The sequence below is a fragment of the Citrobacter sp. CK198 genome (genome assembly GCF_030333295.1).
Classification (GTDB): domain Bacteria; phylum Pseudomonadota; class Gammaproteobacteria; order Enterobacterales; family Enterobacteriaceae; genus Citrobacter_B; species Citrobacter_B koseri.
The window spans coordinates 1-22,168 of sequence record NZ_JAOWGE010000023.1 but is presented as its reverse complement, the minus strand read 5'-3'; the positions used below and the strand labels follow the sequence as shown (position 1 = coordinate 22,168).

At 53.6% G+C, this 22,168-nt stretch carries 15 protein-coding genes and 1 pseudogene; 11 read left to right on the top strand and 5 right to left on the bottom strand.

The genetic code is table 11. The features are described from left to right. Positions 1-171 precede the first annotated feature (171 nt). Positions 172-660 carry an N-acetyltransferase gene (gene yhhY, locus OGY62_RS02590; protein WP_071259337.1) on the bottom strand — a complete coding sequence of 163 codons (489 nt, stop codon included), beginning with the start codon at positions 658-660 and terminating at the stop codon, positions 172-174. A 517-nt stretch (positions 661-1,177) separates the two neighbouring features. On the opposite strand from yhhY, the gene OGY62_RS02585 reads away from it, so the two are divergent. The 5 genes from OGY62_RS02585 to gntU all read left to right on the top strand — a co-directional run bounded on the left by OGY62_RS02585 (position 1,178) and on the right by gntU (position 6,337). Continuing rightward, the gene (locus OGY62_RS02585) at positions 1,178-2,215 is read left to right on the top strand and encodes an oxidoreductase (RefSeq protein ID WP_049012101.1); all 1,038 of its coding nucleotides are present in this window, start codon (positions 1,178-1,180) and stop codon (positions 2,213-2,215) included. Positions 2,216-2,339: 124 nt separating this feature from the next. After that, positions 2,340-3,035, top strand: a complete 696-nt coding sequence (yhhW, locus tag OGY62_RS02580; RefSeq protein WP_286458999.1) for a quercetin 2,3-dioxygenase — start codon at positions 2,340-2,342, stop codon at positions 3,033-3,035. 296 nt (positions 3,036-3,331) lie between these two features. After that, complete coding sequence (gene gntR / locus OGY62_RS02575; protein ID WP_024131020.1) at positions 3,332-4,327, top strand: gluconate operon transcriptional repressor GntR; 996 nt, start codon at positions 3,332-3,334, stop codon at positions 4,325-4,327. A 139-nt stretch (positions 4,328-4,466) separates the two neighbouring features. After that, entirely contained in the window at positions 4,467-4,997 is a 531-nt protein-coding gene (gene gntK / locus OGY62_RS02570; RefSeq protein WP_024131019.1) for a gluconokinase, read from the top strand. After that, positions 4,997-6,337, top strand: a complete 1,341-nt coding sequence (gene gntU / locus OGY62_RS02565) for a gluconate transporter (protein WP_047460635.1) — start codon at positions 4,997-4,999, stop codon at positions 6,335-6,337. Before gntK ends, gntU begins: the two co-directional genes overlap by 1 nt. An 83-nt stretch (positions 6,338-6,420) precedes the next feature. Here gntU and yhgN read toward each other — a convergent pair whose 3' ends face one another. Continuing rightward, positions 6,421-7,014, bottom strand: coding sequence for an NAAT family transporter YhgN (gene yhgN, locus OGY62_RS02560; protein ID WP_012135540.1), 594 nt, complete (start codon positions 7,012-7,014; stop codon positions 6,421-6,423). A 191-nt stretch (positions 7,015-7,205) separates the two neighbouring features. On the opposite strand from yhgN, the gene asd reads away from it, so the two are divergent. From asd to glgP, 6 genes are all read left to right on the top strand, one after another. After that, entirely contained in the window at positions 7,206-8,312 is a 1,107-nt protein-coding gene (asd, locus tag OGY62_RS02555) for an aspartate-semialdehyde dehydrogenase (protein WP_012135538.1), read from the top strand. 363 nt (positions 8,313-8,675) lie between these two features. Beyond that, the gene (gene glgB, locus OGY62_RS02550; protein ID WP_012135537.1) at positions 8,676-10,862 is read left to right on the top strand and encodes a 1,4-alpha-glucan branching enzyme; all 2,187 of its coding nucleotides are present in this window, start codon (positions 8,676-8,678) and stop codon (positions 10,860-10,862) included. Further along, positions 10,859-12,832: a glycogen debranching protein GlgX gene (gene glgX, locus OGY62_RS02545; protein ID WP_286458997.1), complete on the top strand. Its 1,974-nt coding sequence runs from the start codon at positions 10,859-10,861 to the stop codon at positions 12,830-12,832. Before glgB ends, glgX begins: the two co-directional genes overlap by 4 nt. A 17-nt stretch (positions 12,833-12,849) precedes the next feature. Continuing rightward, positions 12,850-14,145, top strand: coding sequence for a glucose-1-phosphate adenylyltransferase (glgC, locus tag OGY62_RS02540; RefSeq protein ID WP_024131017.1), 1,296 nt, complete (start codon positions 12,850-12,852; stop codon positions 14,143-14,145). Further along, positions 14,145-15,578, top strand: a complete 1,434-nt coding sequence (gene glgA, locus OGY62_RS02535) for a glycogen synthase GlgA (RefSeq protein ID WP_012135534.1) — start codon at positions 14,145-14,147, stop codon at positions 15,576-15,578. The genes glgC and glgA overlap by 1 nt, the downstream gene beginning before the upstream one ends. A 19-nt stretch (positions 15,579-15,597) precedes the next feature. Continuing rightward, positions 15,598-18,045, top strand: coding sequence for a glycogen phosphorylase (glgP, locus tag OGY62_RS02530; protein ID WP_049012094.1), 2,448 nt, complete (start codon positions 15,598-15,600; stop codon positions 18,043-18,045). Positions 18,046-18,252: 207 nt separating this feature from the next. Here glgP and OGY62_RS02525 read toward each other — a convergent pair whose 3' ends face one another. The 3 genes and pseudogenes from OGY62_RS02525 to OGY62_RS02515 form a co-directional block, all read right to left on the bottom strand. Continuing rightward, entirely contained in the window at positions 18,253-18,537 is a 285-nt protein-coding gene (locus tag OGY62_RS02525; RefSeq protein WP_214319288.1) for a type VI secretion system PAAR protein, read from the bottom strand. 216 nt (positions 18,538-18,753) lie between these two features. Continuing rightward, positions 18,754-19,374 (bottom strand): hypothetical protein, encoded by a 621-nt coding sequence (locus OGY62_RS02520; protein WP_214319290.1) that lies wholly within the window; start codon positions 19,372-19,374, stop codon positions 18,754-18,756. Between the two features lie 832 nt (positions 19,375-20,206). Next, positions 20,207-22,168: pseudogene (locus OGY62_RS02515) on the bottom strand (type VI secretion system Vgr family protein); the annotation flags it as partial.

The window sequence follows — 22,168 nt, the reverse complement described above, 5'->3', positions numbered from 1 at the left end:
TTAGCCGTGAATCCTTTCTTTATTATCTGTTTACGCTCTATTCTCAGATTCGTATACAGAGTTAATAAATGTTTTCACTTTAGCCAAATATTATTGAGGATATTCTGAATTGGGCAGGACTACTTTTAATTACGGGATATTCCCCCCTCCAGGAGAGAGGGGAGGCGAAAATTACTTCATCCGCGCCATAAAGTATGCGTCGACATACTCACCGTTACGCAGTGCGTACTTCTTGCCGGTGCCTTCAATCTCAAAACCATGCTTCTTGTAGACCGCCACGGCGGGTTCATTATCGACAAATACCGTTAGCTCGATACGCTCCACGCGCAGCCAGTTATCGCACATGTCGATCATGGTACGGAGCAGCGCGCTGGCGACCCCACGGTTTTGCCACTGCGCATCAACGCTGATGCCAAAATCGGCGACATGGCTGCGGCGCGGACGCTGGATGACCGCAATGGTGAGATGTCCAACGACAGTATCGTCAATACAGGCGACCAGCTGTTTGATGCCGGGCTGGTCGGCTAGCCGCTCCTGCCACATCGCACTGGAAGGGTGAGGAACCTGTAGCGTGTTGTGATACACCTCCGGCTGGGCATGGATCTGACGAATTGCGTCGTAATCTTTTGATTCCGCGTGGCGTATCACTATCTCACTCATTTCTGTGTCCTTAGCAGGTTAAAAGTCCTTTTAAACATCATTGACTTTAAAAACGGAGTCAACTGCATTTTTTGTAAAAAGTATTGGACAAGTGCGAATGAGAATGATTATTATTGCTCTGCGTTCAGGGAGACCCTTGCGGAGAACCTGAAAGCACGACATTGCTCACATTGCTTCCAGTATTACTTTAGCCAGCCGGGTGCTGGCTTTTTTTTTGGCTCAGTTTCGGGCTGGTTTGCTGGTCAGTTTTGTAGGCCGGATAAGGCAAAGCCGTCATCCGGCAATGGCGCTTGTGATGCCGGATGGCGCTTATGCTTATCCGGCCTACGATCTGACCGCGACGCCGACGACCGATCTTGAGGCTGTAGGCCGGATAAGGCAACGCCGTCATCCGGCAATGGCTCTTGTGACGCCGGATGGCGCTTATGCTTATCCAGCCTACGATCGTTTCACCGCTATTTCCCACATGTTGTTTGCGCTATGGTGTATGCAATCACCTTTCAAAAAGGACACTCCCATGACCTTACACTGCGCATTTATTGGCTTTGGTAAAAGCACCACCCGCTACCATCTGCCGTATGTTCTTAACCGTAAAGGCAGCTGGCATGTTGCGCATATCTTCCGCCGTCACGCGAAGCCGGAGGAGCAGGCGCCGATCTACTCGCATATTCACTTCACCAGCGATCTTGATGAAGTGCTGAACGATCCGCAGGTAAAACTGGTGATCGTCTGTACCCATGCGGACAGCCATTTTGACTACGCCCGGCGCGCGCTGGAGGCGGGAAAAAACGTGCTGGTGGAAAAACCGTTTACGCCAACGCTTGCCGAGGCGAAAGTGTTGTTCGAACTGGCGCGGAGCAAAGGGCTGACCGTCACGCCGTACCAGAACCGCCGCTTTGACTCCTGTTTCCTGACCGCCAAAAAAGCGATTGAGAGCGGCAAACTGGGCGAGATTGTTGAAGTTGAAAGCCACTTTGATTACTACCGACCGGTTGCGGAAACCAAACCTGGCCTGCCGCAGGACGGCGCGTTTTATGGCCTCGGCGTGCATACGATGGATCAAATTATTTCGCTGTTCGGACGCCCGGACCATGTGGCTTATGACATCCGCAGCCTGCGCAATAAAGCCAACCCGGATGATACGTTCGAAGCGCAGCTGTTTTACGGCGATCTGAAAGCCATCGTTAAAACCAGCCATTTAGTGAAGATCGATTACCCGAAATTTATCGTTCACGGCACCAGAGGCTCGTTTGTGAAGTACGGCATCGACCAGCAGGAAACCAGCCTGAAGGCCAATATCATGCCCGGTGAACCGGGGTTTGCGGCGGATGATTCTGTCGGCCTGCTGGAATACGTTAATGACGAAGGCGTGACGGTGAAAGAAGAGATGAAACCGGAGGTCGGCGACTATGGCCGCGTTTATGACGCCCTGTTCGAGACCATTACGCATGGCGTGCCGAATTACGTCAAGGAATCTGACGTTCTCACCAACCTTGAGATCCTTGAGCGGGCGTTTGAACAGGCGTCTCCGGCCACAGTAACCCTTGCGAAATAAACAAAATCAACGCCTCTGGGCTTGTTCATAATTTTTGAACAGAGGAGTCAATTTTCACCCTCTATGATCCCGTCTGGATTGGGTTCACACTTACTCCATCGAAAACATCTGGGGGGTGAATACAATGATCTACTTACGCAAAGCAAACGACCGTGGTCATGCGAATCATGGCTGGCTGGATTCCTGGCATACTTTCTCTTTTGCAAACTACTATGACCCTAACTTTATGGGCTTCTCGGCACTGCGCGTGATTAACGATGACGTTATTGAAGCAGGTCAGGGCTTTGGGACGCACCCGCATAAAGACATGGAAATCCTGACCTATGTGCTGGAAGGCGCAGTGGAACACCAGGACAGCATGGGTAACAAAGAGCAGGTTCCTGCCGGTGAGTTCCAGATAATGAGCGCCGGGACGGGCATTCGTCACTCGGAATACAACCCGAGCAATACCGACCGCCTGCGTTTGTATCAGATTTGGATTATGCCGCAGGAAAACGGGATTACGCCGCGTTACGAGCAGCGTCGTTTTGACGCCGTACAGGGCAAACAGCTGGTGCTGTCGCCGGATGCGCGCGACGGTTCGCTGAAAGTGAATCAGGACATGGAACTGTACCGTTGGGCGCTGCTGAAAGACGAACAGTCTGTACACCAGATCTCCGCCGAACGCCGCATCTGGATTCAGGTGGTGAAAGGTAACGTCACCATTAACGGCACCAAAGCGTCTACCAGCGATGGTCCGGCGATTTGGGATGAGCAGGCGATCTCCATCCATGCCGACAGCGATAGCGAAGTGTTACTGTTCGACCTGCCGCCAGTTTAAAAATACACGTCATCCTTCAAGCCGCATCTTTGTTGGCTTCCTGGCTTACTCCGGTCGCGTACTCGATGTACGCTTCCGGGGATTTAATGAGGGACATCCTTGTCCCTCACCAGAGGCAACCTTCGGTTGTTCAAATTCGTTCCTGACGAATTTGTCACTGCGTCGCCGCCTTGATGCAACTCGAATGATTTAGTGTATTTCTCACAATACAAAAACAACCTTAGTTTTCTCTGCGAAGGTTCATGCACGTCCGTGGTAAACTGGGGAAATCTATCCCTTTTATGCCTTTCAGGACGATGAAAAAGAAAAGACCCGTACTTCAGGATGTGGCTGACCGCGTAGGCGTGACCAAAATGACGGTCAGCCGTTTTCTGCGTAACCCGGAGCAGGTCTCCGTCGCGCTGCGGGGCAAGATCGCTGCTGCACTTGATGAACTGGGTTACATTCCCAATCGTGCTCCCGATATTCTTTCTAACGCGACCAGCCGTGCGGTGGGCGTTCTGCTGCCGTCGTTAACCAACCAGGTTTTCGCCGAGGTGTTACGCGGAATTGAGACCGTCACCGATGCCCACGGCTACCAGACGATGCTGGCGCACTACGGCTATAAGCCGGAAATGGAACAGGAACGTCTGGAGTCGATGCTGTCATGGAACATTGACGGGCTAATCCTCACTGAACGTACCCATACGCCGCGCACGCTCAAAATGATTGAAGTCGCGGGCATTCCGGTGGTGGAGCTGATGGACAGCAAATCTCCATGCCTCGATATCGCCGTCGGTTTTGACAACTTTGAAGCCGCGCGTCAGATGACCGCCGCGATTATCGCGCGCGGCCATCGTCATATCGCCTATCTGGGGGCGCGCCTCGACGAACGTACTATCATCAAACAGAAGGGCTATGAACAGGCCATGCTGGACGCCGGACTGGTGCCCTACAGCGTGATGGTGGAGCAATCGTCGTCTTACTCTTCCGGGATTGAGTTAATCCGCCAGGCAAGACGTGAATACCCACAACTGGACGGTATTTTCTGTACCAACGATGACCTTGCCGTCGGGGCGGCGTTCGAATGCCAGCGTTTAGGGCTCAAAATTCCTGATGATATGGCGATTGCCGGTTTCCACGGCCACGACATTGGTCAGGTGATGGAACCGCGTCTGGCCAGCGTACTCACGCCGCGTGAGCGGATGGGCAGTATCGGCGCAGAGCGCCTGCTGGCGCGCATACGCGGTGAAGCGGTGACGCCTAAAATGTTAGATTTAGGTTTCACCTTGTCACCGGGTGGATCTATTTAGTCCAACAAATTTGAAGTAGCTCACACTTATTCACTTCTGCCACGAATGGATATTGCTTCTATTCTGGTCCGGTCGGACAATGTTACCGATAACAGTTACCCGTAACAATTCCTGATCCTTGTACTGTGGGGGCACCACTTTGAGCACGACTAACCATGATCACCACATTTACGTTCTGATGGGCGTATCAGGCAGTGGCAAATCCGCTGTCGCCAGCGAAGTGGCGCATCAGCTGCATGCCGCGTTTCTTGATGGCGATTTTCTCCATCCGCGTTGCAACATCATGAAAATGGCCTCCGGCGAGCCGTTGAATGACGACGACCGCAAGCCGTGGTTACAGGCGCTGAACGATGCGGCGTTTGCGATGCAGCGAACCAATAAGGTATCGCTGATTGTCTGTTCCGCACTGAAAAAACACTATCGCGACCTGCTGCGCGACGGTAACCCAAACCTGTCTTTCATCTACCTGAAAGGGGATTTTGACGTTATCGAAAGCCGCCTGAAGGCACGTAAAGGCCACTTCTTTAAAACGCAGATGCTGGTAACTCAGTTTGACACGCTGGAAGAGCCGGGCGCTGACGAGAGCGATGTACTGGTGGTGAATATCGATCAGCCGCTGGAAGGTGTCGTGGCAAGCACCATTGAGGTCATTAACAAAGGCAGTAAGTAGTGAGTACATTAACGCTTGTTTTAACAGCAGTAGGTTCTGTTTTACTGCTGCTGTTTTTAGTGATGAAGGCGCGTATGCACGCCTTCGTTGCTTTGATGGTGGTGTCTATTGGCGCAGGTCTCTTTTCCGGTATGCCGCTCGATAAAATCGCGGCGACGATGGAAAAAGGGATGGGCGGTACGCTTGGCTTCCTGGCGATTGTCGTCGCACTGGGCGCCATGTTCGGCAAAATTTTGCATGAGACGGGTGCAGTCGATCAGATTGCTGTCAAAATGCTCAAATCTTTCGGCCACAGCCGCGCGCATTACGCGATTGGTCTGGCGGGGCTGATTTGCGCGCTGCCGCTGTTCTTTGAAGTCGCCATTGTGCTGCTGATCAGCGTCGCATTCTCTATGGCGCGCCATACCGGAACAAACCTTGTGAAACTGGTCATTCCGCTGTTTGCGGGCGTGGCGGCGGCTGCGGCGTTTCTGCTGCCCGGGCCTGCGCCGATGCTGCTGGCGTCCCAAATGCACGCTGATTTTGGCTGGATGATCCTGATTGGCCTGTGCGCGGCAATCCCTGGCATGATCATCGCCGGGCCGCTGTTTGGTAATTTCATTGGCCGCTATGTGGAACTGCACGTCCCGGACGACATTACCGAACCGCATCTGGGCGAAGGTAAAATGCCGTCGTTTGGCTTCAGCCTCTCGCTGATCCTGCTGCCGCTGGTGCTGGTAGGGCTGAAAACGATCGCCGCGCGCTTTGTCGCGGAAGGTTCCAGCGCTTACGAATGGTTTGAGTTTATCGGCCACCCGTTCACCGCGATTCTGGTGGCGTGCCTGGTGGCAATCTATGGCCTGGCGGTGCGTCAGGGGATGGCGAAAGATAAAGTCATGGCGATCTGCGGTCAGGCGCTGCAACCGGCGGGCATTATTCTGTTGGTGATTGGCGCAGGCGGCGTGTTCAAGCAGGTTCTGGTGGATTCCGGCGTTGGCCCGGCGCTGGGCGAAGCGTTAACCGGTATGGGCTTGCCGATTGCTATCACCTGCTTCGTGCTGGCGGCAGCGGTGCGTATCATTCAGGGTTCCGCGACCGTCGCGTGCTTAACGGCGGTGGGGCTGGTGATGCCAGTGGTGGAACAACTGAACTTCTCCGGCGCGCAGATGGCGGCATTGTCTATCTGTATCGCGGGCGGTTCTATCGTGGTCAGCCACGTAAACGACGCCGGTTTCTGGCTGTTCGGTAAATTCACTGGCGCGACCGAAGCGCAAACGCTGAAGACCTGGACGATGATGGAAACCATTCTCGGCACCGTCGGCGCGATTGTCGGTATGATTGCGTTCCAGCTTCTGAGCTGAGTCTTGTTGCCCGGTGGCGCGCTGCTTACCGGGCCTGCAAGTGAGCACATATCCACACCGTAGGCCGGGTAAGCGCCACCCGGCTAGCCTTTCATCCACATCCGAATGCCGTCCAGGAACATTTGGGTCGCCATCATCACCAGAATCAACCCCATCAGACGTTCCAGCGCGTTAACCCCTTTCTCGCCCAGCAGACGCAGGAACAGCGACGATTGCAGCAGAATCACAAACGTGCCGCCCCAGGCGATCAGCAGAGCGATGACCAGATGCCCCATCTGGTTCGGATACTGATGCGATAACAGCATCAGCGTCGCCAGGATAGTCGGGCCCGCCACCAGAGGGATAGCCAGCGGTACGATAAACGGTTCTTCGCCCGCCGGGAGTCCGGCGCTGTTGCCTGATGCGCTGGGGAAAATCATCTTAATGGCGATCAGGAACAGAATAATCCCCCCGGAGATCGACACGGTTTCCGCCCGCAGGTTGAGAAAGGCCAAAATTTTCTCGCCCGCAAACAGGAAAATGAGCATCAGTAAAAGCGCAATAAACAGCTCGCGAACCATAATCGCCCGGCGGCGCTTTGGTTCGGTATGTTTCAGTACGGACATGAAAATGGGCAGGTTTCCGAGTGGATCCATAATCAGGATCAATAAAACTGCCGCTGAAATGATTTCATTCATAACTCAAATTCCCTGATAATTACTGCGGACTTTCTGCTTGCTTAGGAAGCGGGATAAGTCGCATTACTGATGGCTTCGCTATCATTGATTAATTTCACTTGCGACTTTGGCTGCTTTTTGTATGGTGAAGGAAGAACCAGTAGGACACTGGTTTGCATACACAGCACACATCTTTGCAGGAAAAAAACGCTATGAAAAATGTTGGTTTTATCGGCTGGCGCGGTATGGTCGGCTCTGTACTCATGCAACGCATGGTTGAAGAGCGCGACTTCGATGCCATTCGCCCTGTTTTCTTTTCTACTTCCCAGCTTGGGCAGGCAGCGCCGACGTTCGGCGGTACGCCCGGCGGCACACTTCAGGATGCCTTTGATCTCGACGCGCTGAAGGCGCTTGATATCATTGTGACCTGTCAGGGCGGCGATTATACCAACGAAATCTATCCAAAGCTCCGTGAAAGCGGCTGGCAGGGCTACTGGATTGACGCGGCATCCTCGCTGCGCATGAAAGACGACGCCATCATTATTCTTGATCCGGTTAACCAGGATGTCATTACCGACGGCCTGAACAACGGCATTAAAACCTTCGTCGGCGGTAACTGTACCGTCAGCCTGATGCTGATGTCGCTGGGCGGTCTGTTTGCTAATGACCTGGTGGACTGGGTTTCTGTTGCGACTTACCAGGCGGCGTCCGGCGGCGGCGCGCGTCATATGCGCGAACTGCTGGCGCAGATGGGCCACTTGTACGGTCACGTAGCCGATGAGCTGGCGACGCCTTCTTCCGCGATCCTCGACATTGAGCGCAAAGTGACGACCCTGACCCGCAGTGGCGACCTGCCGGTTGATAACTTTGGCGTACCGCTGGCGGGCAGCCTGATTCCGTGGATCGACAAACAGCTCGATAACGGCCAGAGCCGCGAAGAGTGGAAAGGCCAGGCGGAAACCAACAAAATTCTCAACACCTCTTCCGTGATCCCGGTGGATGGTCTGTGCGTGCGCGTCGGCGCGCTGCGCTGCCACAGCCAGGCGTTCACCATTAAACTGAAAAAAGACGTGTCTGTTCCGACCGTGGAAGAACTGCTGGCCGCGCACAACCCGTGGGCGAAAGTGGTACCCAACGATCGTGACATTACCCTGCGTGAGTTAACCCCGGCTGCCGTTACCGGCACGCTCACCACGCCGGTTGGCCGCCTGCGTAAGCTGAACATGGGGCCGGAGTTCCTCTCCGCCTTTACCGTTGGCGACCAGCTGCTTTGGGGCGCGGCAGAACCGCTGCGCCGTATGCTGCGTCAGCTGGCGTAATTGTGGTGGGCTTGGTGGCGCGATGCTTATCAGGCCCACCAATAACGTGAATCATCAGGCCGGATAACGCATCGCCGCCATCCGGCAAAAAAAAACAGAGTTTAAATGTTGGGTGCTGAGTCACCCTTTTTTTTGCGTAATACAGGAGTAAGCGCAGATGTTCCAATATTTACCAGGAGTAAGATAAAGCATTGGCTATTCTTTAAGGGTGTCTTAATACCGGAGGTATTAAGCCTTAGCCTGAAGGTGGGACGGGGCAGAGAGGATGCACATTGGTGCTGCGCCGTTCAGGTCAAAGAAGTGTCACAACCTGATGTCGAAGATCAGTTGGAAGGGGTGACACCATAAAACAGGAAGACAGCCATGTCCGATCGTATCGATAGAGACGTGATTAATGCGCTAATTGCGGGCCATTTTGCGGACCCTTTTTCCGTACTTGGTATGCACCAAACCACCGCGGGACTGGAAGTCCGCGCCCTATTGCCTGATGCCACCGAAGTGTGGGTGATTGAACCGAAAACCGGACGTAAAGTCGGCAAACTGGAATGTATCGACTCACGCGGTTTTTTTAGCGGTGTGCTCCCCCGACGCAAAAATTTCTTTCGCTATCAGCTCGCTGTTGTCTGGCATGGACAGCAGAATCTGATTGACGATCCTTACCGTTTTGGCCCGCTGATCCAGGAAATGGATGCCTGGTTACTGTCTGAAGGCACGCATTTACGCCCGTATGAAACGCTGGGCGCACATGCCGACACAATGGACGGCGTTACTGGAACCCGTTTTTCCGTCTGGGCGCCGAATGCCCAGCGCGTCTCCGTCGTTGGGCAATTCAACTACTGGGATGGTCGCCGCCACCCGATGCGCCTGCGCAAAGAGAGCGGTATCTGGGAGCTGTTTATTCCCGGCGCGCAACACGGTCAGTTGTACAAGTTCGAGATGATCGATGCGCATGGCAAGCTGAGAATCAAAGCCGACCCGTATGCATTTGAAGCGCAAATGCGCCCGGAAACGGCCTCGCTGATCTGCGGTCTACCGGAAAAAGTGGTGCAGACGGAAGAGCGCAAACAAGCCAACCGGTTCGATGCGCCTGTCTCCATCTATGAAGTGCATCTGGGCTCGTGGCGTCGTCATACCGATAACAATTTCTGGCTGAGCTACCGCGAACTGGCGGATCAGCTTATTCCATACGTAAAATGGATGGGCTTTACCCACCTCGAACTGCTTCCTGTTAATGAACATCCCTTTGATGGCAGTTGGGGCTACCAGCCGACCGGGCTGTATGCGCCGACCCGCCGTTTCGGCACGCGCGATGACTTCCGCTATTTCATCAATGCCGCTCATCAGGCGGGTCTGAACGTCATTCTTGACTGGGTGCCGGGCCACTTCCCGTCGGATGATTTTGGTCTGGCGGATTTCGACGGCACCAAACTGTATGAGCACAGCGACCCGCGTGAAGGGTATCACCAGGACTGGAACACGCTTATCTATAACTACGGGCGCCGTGAAGTCAGCAACTATCTGGTCGGGAACGCGCTTTACTGGATTGAGCGTTTCGGCATTGATGCGCTGCGTGTAGACGCCGTGGCGTCGATGATTTACCGCGACTACAGCCGCAAAGAAGGTGAGTGGATCCCCAACGAGTTCGGCGGGCGTGAGAACCTGGAAGCCATTGAGTTCTTACGCAATACCAACCGTATTCTGGGCGAGCAGGTGTCTGGCGCGGTGAGCATGGCCGAGGAGTCCACTGACTTCGCTGGCGTGTCCCGACCACAGGATATGGGCGGACTGGGTTTCTGGTACAAATGGAACCTGGGCTGGATGCATGACACGCTGGACTACATGAAGCTGGACCCGGTTCATCGCCAGTATCATCACGATAAGCTGACCTTCGGCATGCTCTACAACTACACCGAAAACTTTGTCCTGCCGCTGTCGCATGACGAAGTGGTGCATGGCAAAAAATCGATTCTCGACCGTATGCCTGGCGACGCCTGGCAGAAATTCGCCAACCTGCGCGCCTATTACGGCTGGATGTGGGCGTTCCCCGGTAAGAAACTGCTGTTTATGGGCAACGAGTTCGCCCAGGGGCGCGAGTGGAACCACGATGCCAGCCTTGACTGGCATCTGCTGGAAGGCGGCGACAACTGGCACCACGGCGTACAGCGGCTGGTGCGCGATCTCAACCATACCTATCGCCACCATAAAGCGCTGCATGAACTTGATTTTGACGCTTACGGTTTTGAATGGCTGGTGGTGGATGATAACGAACGTTCGGTGCTGATTTTTGTCCGCCGCGATAAAGTCGGCAATGAAATCATCGTCGCCAGCAACTTTACCCCGGTGCCGCGCCATGACTATCGTTTTGGCATCAATCAGCCAGGGAAATGGCGGGAGATTGTGAATACCGATTCCATGCACTACCACGGCAGCAATACCGGCAACGGCGGGGTGGTGCACAGCGACGAGATCGCCAGCCACGGCCGCCAGCACTCATTGAGTCTGACGCTGCCGCCGCTGGCCACCATCTGGCTTGTGCGGGAGGGTGAATGACGCAACTGGCAACCGGCAAAGCGACACCGCATGGCGCGACGTATGACGGTCATGGCGTCAACTTCACGCTTTTTTCGGCACATGCAGAGCGCGTTGAACTGTGCGTGTTTGATGCGCTCGGCAATGAGCAGCGGTATGACCTGCCGGGGCGCAGCGGCGATGTCTGGCACGGCTACCTTGCCGACGCCAGACCCGGCCTGCGCTACGGGTATCGCGTACACGGCCCGTGGCAACCCGCGCAAGGGCACCGCTTTAACCCGGCAAAACTGCTTATCGATCCCTGCGCTCGCCGCGTTGAAGGGGAGCTGAAGGATAACCCGCTGCTGCACGGCGGGTACGACGAGCCGGACCATCGTGATAATGCCGCTGTTGCCCTGAAATGCGTTGTCACCGTCGACCGCTATGACTGGGAAGATGACGCCCCGCCGCGCACGCCGTGGGGCAACACGGTCATCTACGAAGCGCATGTGAAGGGGCTGACGTACCTGCATCCGGCGATCCCGTCAGAGATTCGCGGCACCTGGAAGGCGCTGGGCCATCCGGTGATGATCGCGTATTTCAAGCAGTTGGGCATTACCGCGCTGGAGCTGTTGCCGGTGGCGCATTTTGCCAGTGAACCGCGCTTACAGCGCCTGGGGCTGTCGAATTACTGGGGCTATAACCCGGTGGCGATGTTCGCGCTGCATCCGGCTTATGCCTGCTCCCCGGAAACGGCGCTGGATGAGTTTCGCGATGCCATCAAAGCGCTGCATAAAGCCGGTATTGAAGTCATTCTTGATATTGTGCTGAACCATAGCGCGGAGCTGGATCTCGACGGGCCGCTCTTCTCCCTGCGCGGAATCGACAACCGTAGCTATTATTGGATCAAGGAGGATGGCGACTATCACAACTGGACCGGCTGCGGCAACACCCTCAATCTGAGCCATCCCGGTGTGGTGGAGTTTGCGTGCGAGTGCCTGCGCTACTGGGTTGAAACATGCCATGTGGACGGTTTTCGTTTTGATCTGGCCTCCGTGATGGGGCGCACCCCGGCGTTCCGTCAGGATGCGCCGCTGTTTACCGCCATCAACAATTGCCCGGTATTGTCGAGCGTGAAGCTCATTGCTGAGCCCTGGGATATCGGCGAAGGCGGCTATCAGGTGGGGAATTTCCCGCCGCCGTTTGCCGAGTGGAACGACCATTTCCGTGACGCGGCCCGCCGCTTCTGGTTGCAACGCAATCTGCCCCTCGGTGAGTTTGCCGGACGTTTCGCCGGTTCCAGCGATGTGTTTAAACGCCACGATCGCCTGCCCAATGCGTCCGTCAATCTGATCACCGCGCATGACGGTTTTACGCTGCGCGACTGTGTTTGTTTCAATCAGAAACACAATGAGGCGAACGGTGAGGAAAATCGGGACGGCACCAACAACAATTACAGTGATAATCATGGTAAAGAGGGATTAGGCGGCACGCTGGATCTGATTGAACGGCGGCGCGACAGCATTCACGCCCTGCTGACCACGTTGTTGCTCTCTCAGGGAACGCCGATGCTGCTGGCGGGCGATGAACACGGCCATAGCCAGCACGGCAACAATAACGCTTACTGCCAGGATAACGCATTAACCTGGCTGGACTGGCAGCAGGCAAACAGTGGGCTAACCACCTTTACCGCTGCATTGATTCATCTTCGCCAGCAGATACCGGCATTAGTGGGAAATCGCTGGTGGGAAGAAAATGACGGCAATGTTCGTTGGCTGAATAAAAATGCAGAGCCCTTAAGCGCGGGCGAGTGGGAAAACGGGCCGAAACAGATGCAGATCCTGCTTTCAGACCGCTTCCTTATCGCGATAAACGCCACGCTTGAGGTGACAGATATCGTTTTACCTGAAGGGGAGTGGCACGCTATTCCCCCATTCGCTGGAGAGGATAATCCGGTGATTACGGCTGTCTGGCAGGGACCTGCGCACGGACTGTGTGTGTTCCAGAGATGATAAAAAAGGAGTTAGTCATGGTGAGTTTAGAGAAGAACGATCGTGTAATGTTGGCGCGCCAGCTGCCATTAAAATCTGTTGCCCTGATCCTGGCCGGTGGCCGTGGTACACGCCTGAAAGATTTAACCAACAAACGTGCCAAACCTGCCGTGCACTTTGGCGGTAAGTTCCGCATCATCGATTTTGCCTTATCCAACTGTATTAACTCCGGGATCCGCCGTATTGGCGTGATCACGCAATACCAGTCTCATACTCTGGTACAGCATATTCAGCGCGGCTGGTCATTCTTCAGCGAAGAGATGAACGAATTCGTCGACCTGCTTCCCGCCCAGCAAAGGATGCAGGGTGAAAACTGGTATCGTGGAACGGCGGATGCCGTGACCCAGAACCTGGACATCATTCGTCGCTATAAAGCGGAATATGTGGTGATCCTCGCGGGCGATCATATCTACAAGCAGGACTACTCGCGCATGCTGATCGACCACTTCGAAAAAGGAGCGCGCTGCACCGTGGCGTGTATGCCGGTGCCGATTGAAGAGGCCACCGCGTTTGGCGTGATGGCGGTGGACGAGAGCGATAAGATCATCGAGTTTGTTGAAAAACCGGCGAATCCGCCAGCCATGCCTGGCGACGCGACGAAATCTCTCGCCAGCATGGGGATCTACATTTTCAACGCCGATTATCTGTATGAGTTGCTGGAGGAGGACGACAAAGACGACACCTCCAGCCACGATTTCGGTAAAGATATCATCCCAAAAATCACCAAAGCCGGTATGGCGTATGCGCATCCATTCCCGCTGTCCTGCGTGCAGTCCGATCCCGAATCTGAACCTTACTGGCGCGATGTGGGCACGCTGGAAGCCTACTGGAAAGCCAACCTCGACCTGGCCTCGGTGACGCCGGAACTCGACATGTATGATCAGGACTGGCCGATCCGCACGCACATGGAGTCTCTGCCGCCTGCGAAATTTGTTCAGGATCGCTCCGGCAGCCACGGCATGACGCTCAACTCGCTGGTCTCCGGCGGGTGCATTATATCCGGTTCGGTGGTGGTGCAGTCCGTCCTGTTCCCGCGTGTGAGGGTGAATTCATTCTGTAACATCGATTCGGCAGTCCTGCTGCCAGAGGTCTGGGTTGGACGCTCATGCCGCTTGCGTCGTTGCATCATCGATCGCGCCTGCGTAATCCCGGAAGGTATGGTGATTGGTGAAAACGCGGAAGAAGATGCCCGTCGTTTCTACCGTTCAGAGGAAGGCATTGTGCTGGTCACGCGTGAAATGCTGCGCAAATTGCAGGTCAAACAGGAGCGATAATGCAGGTTTTACATGTATGTTCAGAGATGTTCCCCCTGCTCAAAACAGGTGGTCTGGCGGATGTGATTGGCGCGTTGCCTGCGGCACAGATTGCGGATGGTGTGGATGCTCGTGTGCTGCTTCCTGCATTTCCTGATATTCGTCGGGGCATCCCGGATGCGCAGGTAGTGACCCGGCGCGATACCTTTGCGGGAAGAATTACGCTCCTGTTCGGGCATTATAACGGCGTGGGAATCTACCTGATTGATGCGCCGCATCTGTATGACCGTCCGGGAAGCCCTTATCACGATACAAATTTATTCGCCTATACCGATAACGTCCTGCGGTTTGCGCTGTTGGGATGGGTGGGATGTGAAATGGCCTGCGGGCTTGATCCATTCTGGCGCCCGGATGTGGTGCATGCGCACGACTGGCACGCAGGCCTGGCGCCTGCGTATCTGGCCGCGCGCGGGCGTCCGGCGAAATCGGTGTTTACCGTACACAACCTGGCCTATCAAGGCATGTTTTATGCACATCACATGGATGACATCCAACTGCCATGGTCGTTCTATAACATGCATGGTCTGGAGTTTAACGGGCAGATTTCATTCCTGAAGGCGGGGTTGTATTACGCCGACCATATTACGGCGGTGAGCCCGACCTATGCGCGTGAAATTACCGAGCCGCAGTTCGCGTACGGGATGGAAGGCCTGCTGCGTCAGCGTCATCAGGAAGGGCGTCTGTCCGGCGTGCTGAATGGCGTGGATGAGAAAATCTGGAGCCCGGAAACGGATCTGCTGCTGGCGGCGCGCTATACGCGTGATTCGCTGGAGGAGAAAGCGGAGAACAAGCGCCAGCTACAGATTGCGATGGGGCTGAAAGTGGATGACAAAGCGCCGCTGTTCGCCGTGGTCAGCCGTCTGACCAGCCAGAAAGGGCTGGATCTGGTGCTGGAGGCGTTGCCGGGATTGCTGGAGCAGGGCGGGCAACTGGCGCTGCTGGGCGCGGGCGATCCGGTATTGCAGGAAGGATTTTTAGCGGCGGCGGCGGAACACCCAGGCCAGGTGGGCGTGCAGATCGGCTATCACGAAGCCTTCTCTCACCGCATCATGGGCGGGGCGGATGTCATTCTGGTGCCCAGCCGCTTTGAGCCGTGCGGCTTAACGCAGTTATACGGACTGAAGTACGGCACGCTGCCGCTGGTGCGGCGTACCGGTGGGCTTGCTGATACGGTGTCGGACAGTTCGCTGGAAAACCTGGCGGACGGCATCGCCAGTGGGTTTGTATTTGAAGATAGTAATGCCTGGTCTCTGTTACGGGCGATCCGGCGTGCTTTCGTGTTGTGGTCCCGACCTTCGCTCTGGCGGTTTGTGCAACGGCAGGCTATGGCCATGGATTTTAGCTGGCAAGTCGCGGCGAAGTCTTACCGCGAGCTTTACTATCGCTTGAAATAGTTATCCAGGAATCACCTATATGAATGCTCCATTTACTTATGCATCGCCCACTCTTAGCGTAGAAGCGCTTAAGCATTCTATTGCCTACAAACTGATGTTCACGATTGGTAAAGATCCGGTCATTGCCAATAAACATGAATGGCTGAACGCCACGCTGTTCGCGGTGCGCGATCGCCTCGTGGAACGCTGGCTGCGTTCTAACCGTGCTCAACTGTCGCAGGAAACCCGTCAGGTCTATTACCTGTCGATGGAATTTTTGATTGGCCGAACCCTCTCCAATGCCTTGTTATCGTTGGGTATTTACGACGATGTTAAAGGGGCGCTGGAAGCGATGGGGCTGGATCTCGAAGAACTGATTGATGAAGAGAACGACCCCGGTCTTGGCAACGGCGGTCTTGGCCGTCTGGCGGCGTGCTTCCTTGATTCGCTGGCGACCCTGGGCCTGCCGGGGCGCGGCTATGGAATTCGCTACGACTACGGCATGTTCAAGCAGAACATTGTCGAGGGGCGGCAGAAAGAGTCCCCGGACTATTGGCTGGAATACGGCAATCCGTGGGAGTTCAAACGCCATAATACGCGCTACAAAGTGCGTTTCGGCGGGCGAATTCAGCAGGAAGGCAAGAAAGCCCGCTGGATTGAAACCGAAGAGATTCTGGCGGTGGCCTATGACCAGATTATCCCGGGTTATGATACCGACGCCACCAACACGCTGCGCCTGTGGAGCGCTCAGGCCAGTAGCGAAATCAACCTTGGTAAATTTAACCAGGGCGACTATTTCGCGGCGGTAGAAGACAAAAACCACTCTGAAAACGTATCCCGCGTGCTTTACCCGGATGACTCCACCTATTCGGGACGCGAGCTGCGCCTGCGTCAGGAGTACTTCCTGGTTTCCTCAACGGTACAGGACATTCTGAGCCGCCACTACCAGCTGCATAAAACCTATGACAACCTGGCGGATAAAATCGCCATTCACCTCAATGATACCCACCCGGTGCTGTCGATCCCGGAACTGATGCGCTTGTTGATTGATGAGCACAAATTCAGCTGGGACGATGCGTTTGAGGTGTGCTGCCAGGTCTTCTCCTACACCAACCACACGCTGATGAGCGAAGCGCTGGAAACCTGGCCGGTGGATATGCTGGGTAAAATCCTGCCGCGTCATTTGCAGATCATCTTTGAGATTAACGACTACTTCCTGAAAACGTTGCAGGAGCAGTATCCCAACGATACTGCTCTGCTGGGGCGGGCGTCGATTATCGATGAGTCCAACGGTCGTCGCGTCCGTATGGCGTGGCTGGCGGTGGTGGTGAGCCATAAAGTGAATGGCGTATCGGAGCTGCACTCTAACCTGATGGTGCAGTCGCTGTTTGCTGATTTTGCGAGTATCTTCCCGACCCGCTTCTGCAACGTGACCAACGGCGTGACGCCGCGCCGCTGGCTGGCGCTGGCGAACCCGTCGCTTTCTGAGGTGCTGGACGAAAATATCGGGCGCACCTGGCGTACGGATCTCAGCCAGCTAAGCGAACTACAGCAGCATTGCGATTTCCCGCTGGTGAATCACGCGGTGCGCCAGGCGAAGCTGGAAAACAAAAAACGGCTGGCAATACTCATCGCTCAGCAGTTGAATGTGGTGGTCAATCCGAAGGCGTTGTTTGATGTGCAGATTAAACGTATTCACGAGTACAAACGTCAGTTGATGAATGTGCTGCATGTGATTACGCGTTATAACCGCATCAAGGAAGATCCTGAGGCGGAATGGGTGCCGCGCGTGAATATCTTTGCCGGTAAGGCGGCTTCGGCCTATTACATGGCGAAGCACATTATTCACCTGATCAATGACGTTGCTAAGGTGATCAACAACGATCCGCAGATTGGCGATAAGCTGAAAGTGGTGTTTATCCCGAACTACAGCGTGAGCCTGGCGCAGGTCATTATTCCTGCCGCCGACCTGTCTGAGCAGATTTCGCTGGCGGGTACGGAGGCGTCCGGCACCAGTAACATGAAGTTTGCGCTCAACGGCGCGCTGACCATCGGTACGCTGGACGGCGCAAACGTCGAGATGCTGGAGCATGTGGGGGCGGAGAATATCTTTATCTTTGGCAATACGGCGGAAGAGGTGGAAGAACTGCGCAAGCAGGGCTATAAACCGCGCGAGTATTACGAAAAAGATGCGGAGCTACACCAGGTGCTGACGCAGATCGGCAGCGGCGTGTTCAGCCCGGAAGAGCCGGGGCGCTACCGTGATCTGGTGGATTCGTTGATTAACTTTGGCGACCACTATCAGGTGCTGGCGGATTATCGTAGCTATGTTGATTGCCAGGATAAGGTGGATGAATTGTATCGTCATCCCGAAGAGTGGACCGCGAAAGCGATGCTCAATATCGCCAATATGGGGTATTTCTCTTCCGACAGGACGATCAAGGAGTATGCCGAAAATATCTGGCACATTGATTCGGTAAGGCTGTAACAAGGGACAGGACTAGCTGTAGGCCGGATAAGACGTTAGCCGCCATCCGGCAAAAGGCCCGGTGGCGCTGATGCTTACCGGGCCTACAGTTTAGGAGAGTGACTCACGCAGACTGTTGTTTTTGCATGATGCCGTATATTGGCTTCCTTAATAGAGCATTGCTTGTTTGTATTCGAGAGTAATATTTCATTACCTTTGCCTTGTATATCAGCCAATATTGACTGTACCGTTGCCGATAACCACGCCACCGCAGTCAATGGCATCACCGGTTCTGGCGGCAGGCAGGCCGTCAATAAATACGGTACCTGAACCACTGGCTATTTTTCGTGGGTGAGGAGGATGTTTGGGTTTGTCGTGGGGCGTCAGCGGGTCACCCATACGGGCAGCGGGTAGCCCGTCGATAGAAACTGTTGGCGAACCCGCAGTAATGACGGTTTCGTGATAACCATCGTGCTGGATGCCTTTGTCTGAAAGTTTAGCAGCTAATGACATATCAACTCCTTAAGAACTTAAAAGTTTATAAAGTATTTAGTTTGGAATAGTATCAAACGATTTTAAGTGACTTCCTGTTTTTATATATACACCTGTTTTGGGTCTGTCGCATCCTCAAAGTACCATTCGTTAAATTTACCGATCTGAATTATTATTCCAACCAAGGAAAATGAATGTTGGATTATATAATGATTAGTATTGTTTGGCGTATTTATTCTATTGGTTGGAATTTTTATGTCCAATTGTGTCATCAAGAATTTTATTCTTAATATGAGGCTCTAGTTTTGATTCATTAATGGATTTTTTTATTTCAATTATATCAAATGAGTCGTTTGTATAATTGTTTTTGATGAAAAGTTCAATTGTGGCAATACTACCAATTTTGATGTTTGGAGCTTCAAGAGCATATTTTAGCTTGGTTAGTTCTCCCTGGAATGCAATTTCTTTTCCAATTTTATTATTTTCTTCGAGATCTGATTTATACTGTTCCCTGGTTTTTTTATTTTTAATTATAGCTGGATCTACAGTGCCAAATATAGGTCCATCTACTGCGCCTTGAGGAGGCATGACATTCATGTAATAAGGTTTACTTGATCTATAGTTTTTAATGTAGTGTTTTTCAAACAACTCAATAATTTCAATATGATATTTTAACTCATCTAATCTATATTTTTTAAATTCAGATGGTGTTAAATCAAATTTCAAAACATTTGTATTGTTCAGTATAGAAATTGCACCTCGCAAGTTGGCATTATTAGCTTCAAGTGCAGGATTTTCTTTGAATGCTGATATTTTGTTTTTGACGTTATTTAGATTTGAATCGATATTATCCACCATATTATTCTCACTATCCATTGCGGTTATACTAACGATGCATAAACTGAAGACCACTATCTGGATCAGTATATATTGTAGTTTCATGATGTACTGTTTTAGTCGTTGTACAACGGCCATCTGTGGAAATTTCATGTCTTTGCTCTGTTTGAGGAAAACTATAAATCTTCGTTTTATCAATAGTCCACTCCCATTGTATGGGCATAGAAAGAACACAAGGGGTAAATGGCGGTTTGGTTCCTGCATTAGAGCCTATAGTAGCAAAAATCTTATCAAAAACACTTGGATCCAAGGTGCTTCCGAAGTAAGGAGAGTATTCTTGAGCATCAATTAGGAACCAATCAGAAGTACCTGTAGCATAATTTCCATGCCACCGTCCCGTCAAACTACTGTAAGGCCCAGTCCCTGTAGCCTGAGAATCTCTTTCCCTTATAAAAATAGCATAAAAGTTAACATCTACAGGTTCAACATATGGCCTGCCTAACCATCCACAATCAGGGTATCCATAGTGATGAAGTAATGGCGATCCTGATTTTCGATTCATCACAAAGGCAGATGGTTCTACAACAGTGAATTGAATATCAATCGTCCCAGTGGCTGTAGTCGCGGTCACTGTAACCACAACTGCTTTATCAGAGGCAGTAAAACTAGCAGTATTGCTACCTGTTTTTGTCAACTCTCCGCTCTCATTTGGTGACATAGACCAATTAGAAACTTCGTTATTACATGTCAAGTTAACTTGTTCGCCTACACCAATCTTTCTCCTGGCACGATCAGCAGGCATAGCAACCATTGTTTCTGTTGTAATTACATCTGGATTAACCTCTTTTGGATTTTCTGGATTGTTGGAGTTACTCGTTTCACTATCTCCCCCCGAGTTTCCTCCGCTTCCGGCTCCACTATCACTGCCGGAGTTTCCACTAATCTGTCCGGATACCATATCGTCCCCTTCATCCGCCAGCACTGTCGATTGCAGTGTCCCCACCGGCGTTCCCGGACTGCCTCCACTGTTAAGATTAATTTTCGGTCCCATGACATCCACGCCGCCCGCATGTATCACCACAAACGAACCACCTACCCGCAGACTGATTTTGCTGTCGCTTTGCAAAACAATATCGCCCTGAACTTTGATACCGAGAGCACCAGCAATCTTCTGCGCCAGATCACCTTTTACTTCCAGACCGTGGCTACCTTCCACTAAACTGACATGGTCTTTTGTTGTTTTGTGATCCTGCTTCCCGTCAACGGTCACTTTCCGGTCATTGGCCACCACCAGCGATTCGTCATGACCAATGCTGACAGTACGGTCATAATTAACCCGCACGTCCTTACTATTGAGTACCTTCACCTGCATGTTTTTCTGCGCATGCAGGAAAATTTCTTCATTATCAGTCGCATCCTCAAACCGCAGCTCATTAAATCCACCGCCTTTGTAGGTTTTTGAGCGGATGGTCATCTGCGTTTTCGTGCCCGGCAGACTGCCCGGCGAGCGGTTGTCCTGGTGGTAGGTGCGTCCCATGATGATGGGCTGGTCCGGGTCGCCGTTGAGGAAGTCCACTATCACTTCCTGGCCCACGCGCGGAATGGCGAGGTTACCAAATCCGGCCCCGGCCCACGCCTGTGACACCCGTATCCAGCAGGAGCTGTCTTCGTTTCCCGGACAATAGCGGTCCCAGTGAAAACGTACCCGGACACGACCATGCTCATCGCAGAAGATTTCCTCGCCAGCCGGGCCGGTAACAATGGCGCTCTGCGGGCCGTCAACGGAGGGTTTGGGCAACGGGGAGGAGCGCCATGTCCGGTCTGCCGGGATGACGTCCAGGCTGTTACTGAGCGTGGTGCCTTCACCCTGGTGGCCATGCTGTGCCTGTGGCTGTTTCCCTTTCAGCACACTGCCTGTCACCTGCCACTCCCGGTTCAGTGTGGATGAAGGGTGGCCGGTGAGGGTGAAACGTTTTCCGGGCCACAGTTTCGGGGAGTTGCTCACACAGGCTGCGGTTTCAGCATCATGCCGGTGGCCTTCAGCCTGGTAGCGGGCGAAAGCCTGACCGTGCTGCTCGTCCTTGAAGCGTCCCGGCCAGTCGAAGATTTCATACTGCGTGCGCTGGCCGTTCAGGTTCGTGGCCTGGTGGCTGAACCAGCCGGGCCATCCGGGTGTTTTAAAGGTGTAATCCTGGTTTTCCACCGATGAAGGACGCACCTGCGCCCGGTAGTGGAACTCGCTGATGCATTCCGTGGAGATTTCGCGGGTATTCGGGTTAAAGGGCAGGGAGCCGAGGGTGGAGACACCGGCGACGTCATCACAGAGCACCAGTTTTTGTTCCGGCCCCACAGGGTGGAACCAGTCAAAGAAGAAAATGCCCTCTTCAGCCCACAGCCGGGTGAGAAAGCCGAGGTCGGTTTCCCCATACTGAACGCAGAACTCCCGCGCCGGGTGAGGCTCATAAAAGGAAGGCACCCATCCGGTGACGCCGTTTTCAGTGAGCAGGGTGGCGGAAATGGCCTGAATATCCTGCTGCTGAAAGATGCGGAAGTTCTGGCGCAGGCCACAGCGCCAGAGCGGGGGAGAAAGGGTCAGGGTGTAATTCATCTGCCAGTTGTTGTTTTCCCCGGTTTCCATGCCCGTAATGATGCCGTGAAGGTGGCGCTGCGGGATATCACCCAGCCAGATGGTCAGGGTGGCGTTTTTTTCGAGGAAACTGACGGCGGTGAGGTCAGGCAGACTGCTGGCAATATCGACACTGAGTAAAAAGGGCGTGGAGAGACTCTGGTGGAGAGTGAAGCTGACGACAGCGGT

What these genes read in the sequence shown, in the direction of transcription:
- yhhY (WP_071259337.1), bottom strand. Translation starts at nt 660, where the DNA reads ATGAGTGAGATAGTGATACGCCACGCGGAATCAAAAGATTACGACGCA.
- OGY62_RS02525 (WP_214319288.1), bottom strand. Translation starts at nt 18,537, where the DNA reads ATGTCATTAGCTGCTAAACTTTCAGACAAAGGCATCCAGCACGATGGT.
- glgA (WP_012135534.1), top strand. Translation starts at nt 14,145, where the DNA reads ATGCAGGTTTTACATGTATGTTCAGAGATGTTCCCCCTGCTCAAAACA.
- yhgN (WP_012135540.1), bottom strand. Translation starts at nt 7,014, where the DNA reads ATGAATGAAATCATTTCAGCGGCAGTTTTATTGATCCTGATTATGGAT.
- glgX (WP_286458997.1), top strand. Translation starts at nt 10,859, where the DNA reads ATGACGCAACTGGCAACCGGCAAAGCGACACCGCATGGCGCGACGTAT.
- glgP (WP_049012094.1), top strand. Translation starts at nt 15,598, where the DNA reads ATGAATGCTCCATTTACTTATGCATCGCCCACTCTTAGCGTAGAAGCG.
- yhhW (WP_286458999.1), top strand. Translation starts at nt 2,340, where the DNA reads ATGATCTACTTACGCAAAGCAAACGACCGTGGTCATGCGAATCATGGC.
- gntR (WP_024131020.1), top strand. Translation starts at nt 3,332, where the DNA reads ATGAAAAAGAAAAGACCCGTACTTCAGGATGTGGCTGACCGCGTAGGC.
- glgC (WP_024131017.1), top strand. Translation starts at nt 12,850, where the DNA reads ATGGTGAGTTTAGAGAAGAACGATCGTGTAATGTTGGCGCGCCAGCTG.
- glgB (WP_012135537.1), top strand. Translation starts at nt 8,676, where the DNA reads ATGTCCGATCGTATCGATAGAGACGTGATTAATGCGCTAATTGCGGGC.
- asd (WP_012135538.1), top strand. Translation starts at nt 7,206, where the DNA reads ATGAAAAATGTTGGTTTTATCGGCTGGCGCGGTATGGTCGGCTCTGTA.
- OGY62_RS02520 (WP_214319290.1), bottom strand. Translation starts at nt 19,374, where the DNA reads ATGGTGGATAATATCGATTCAAATCTAAATAACGTCAAAAACAAAATA.
- OGY62_RS02585 (WP_049012101.1), top strand. Translation starts at nt 1,178, where the DNA reads ATGACCTTACACTGCGCATTTATTGGCTTTGGTAAAAGCACCACCCGC.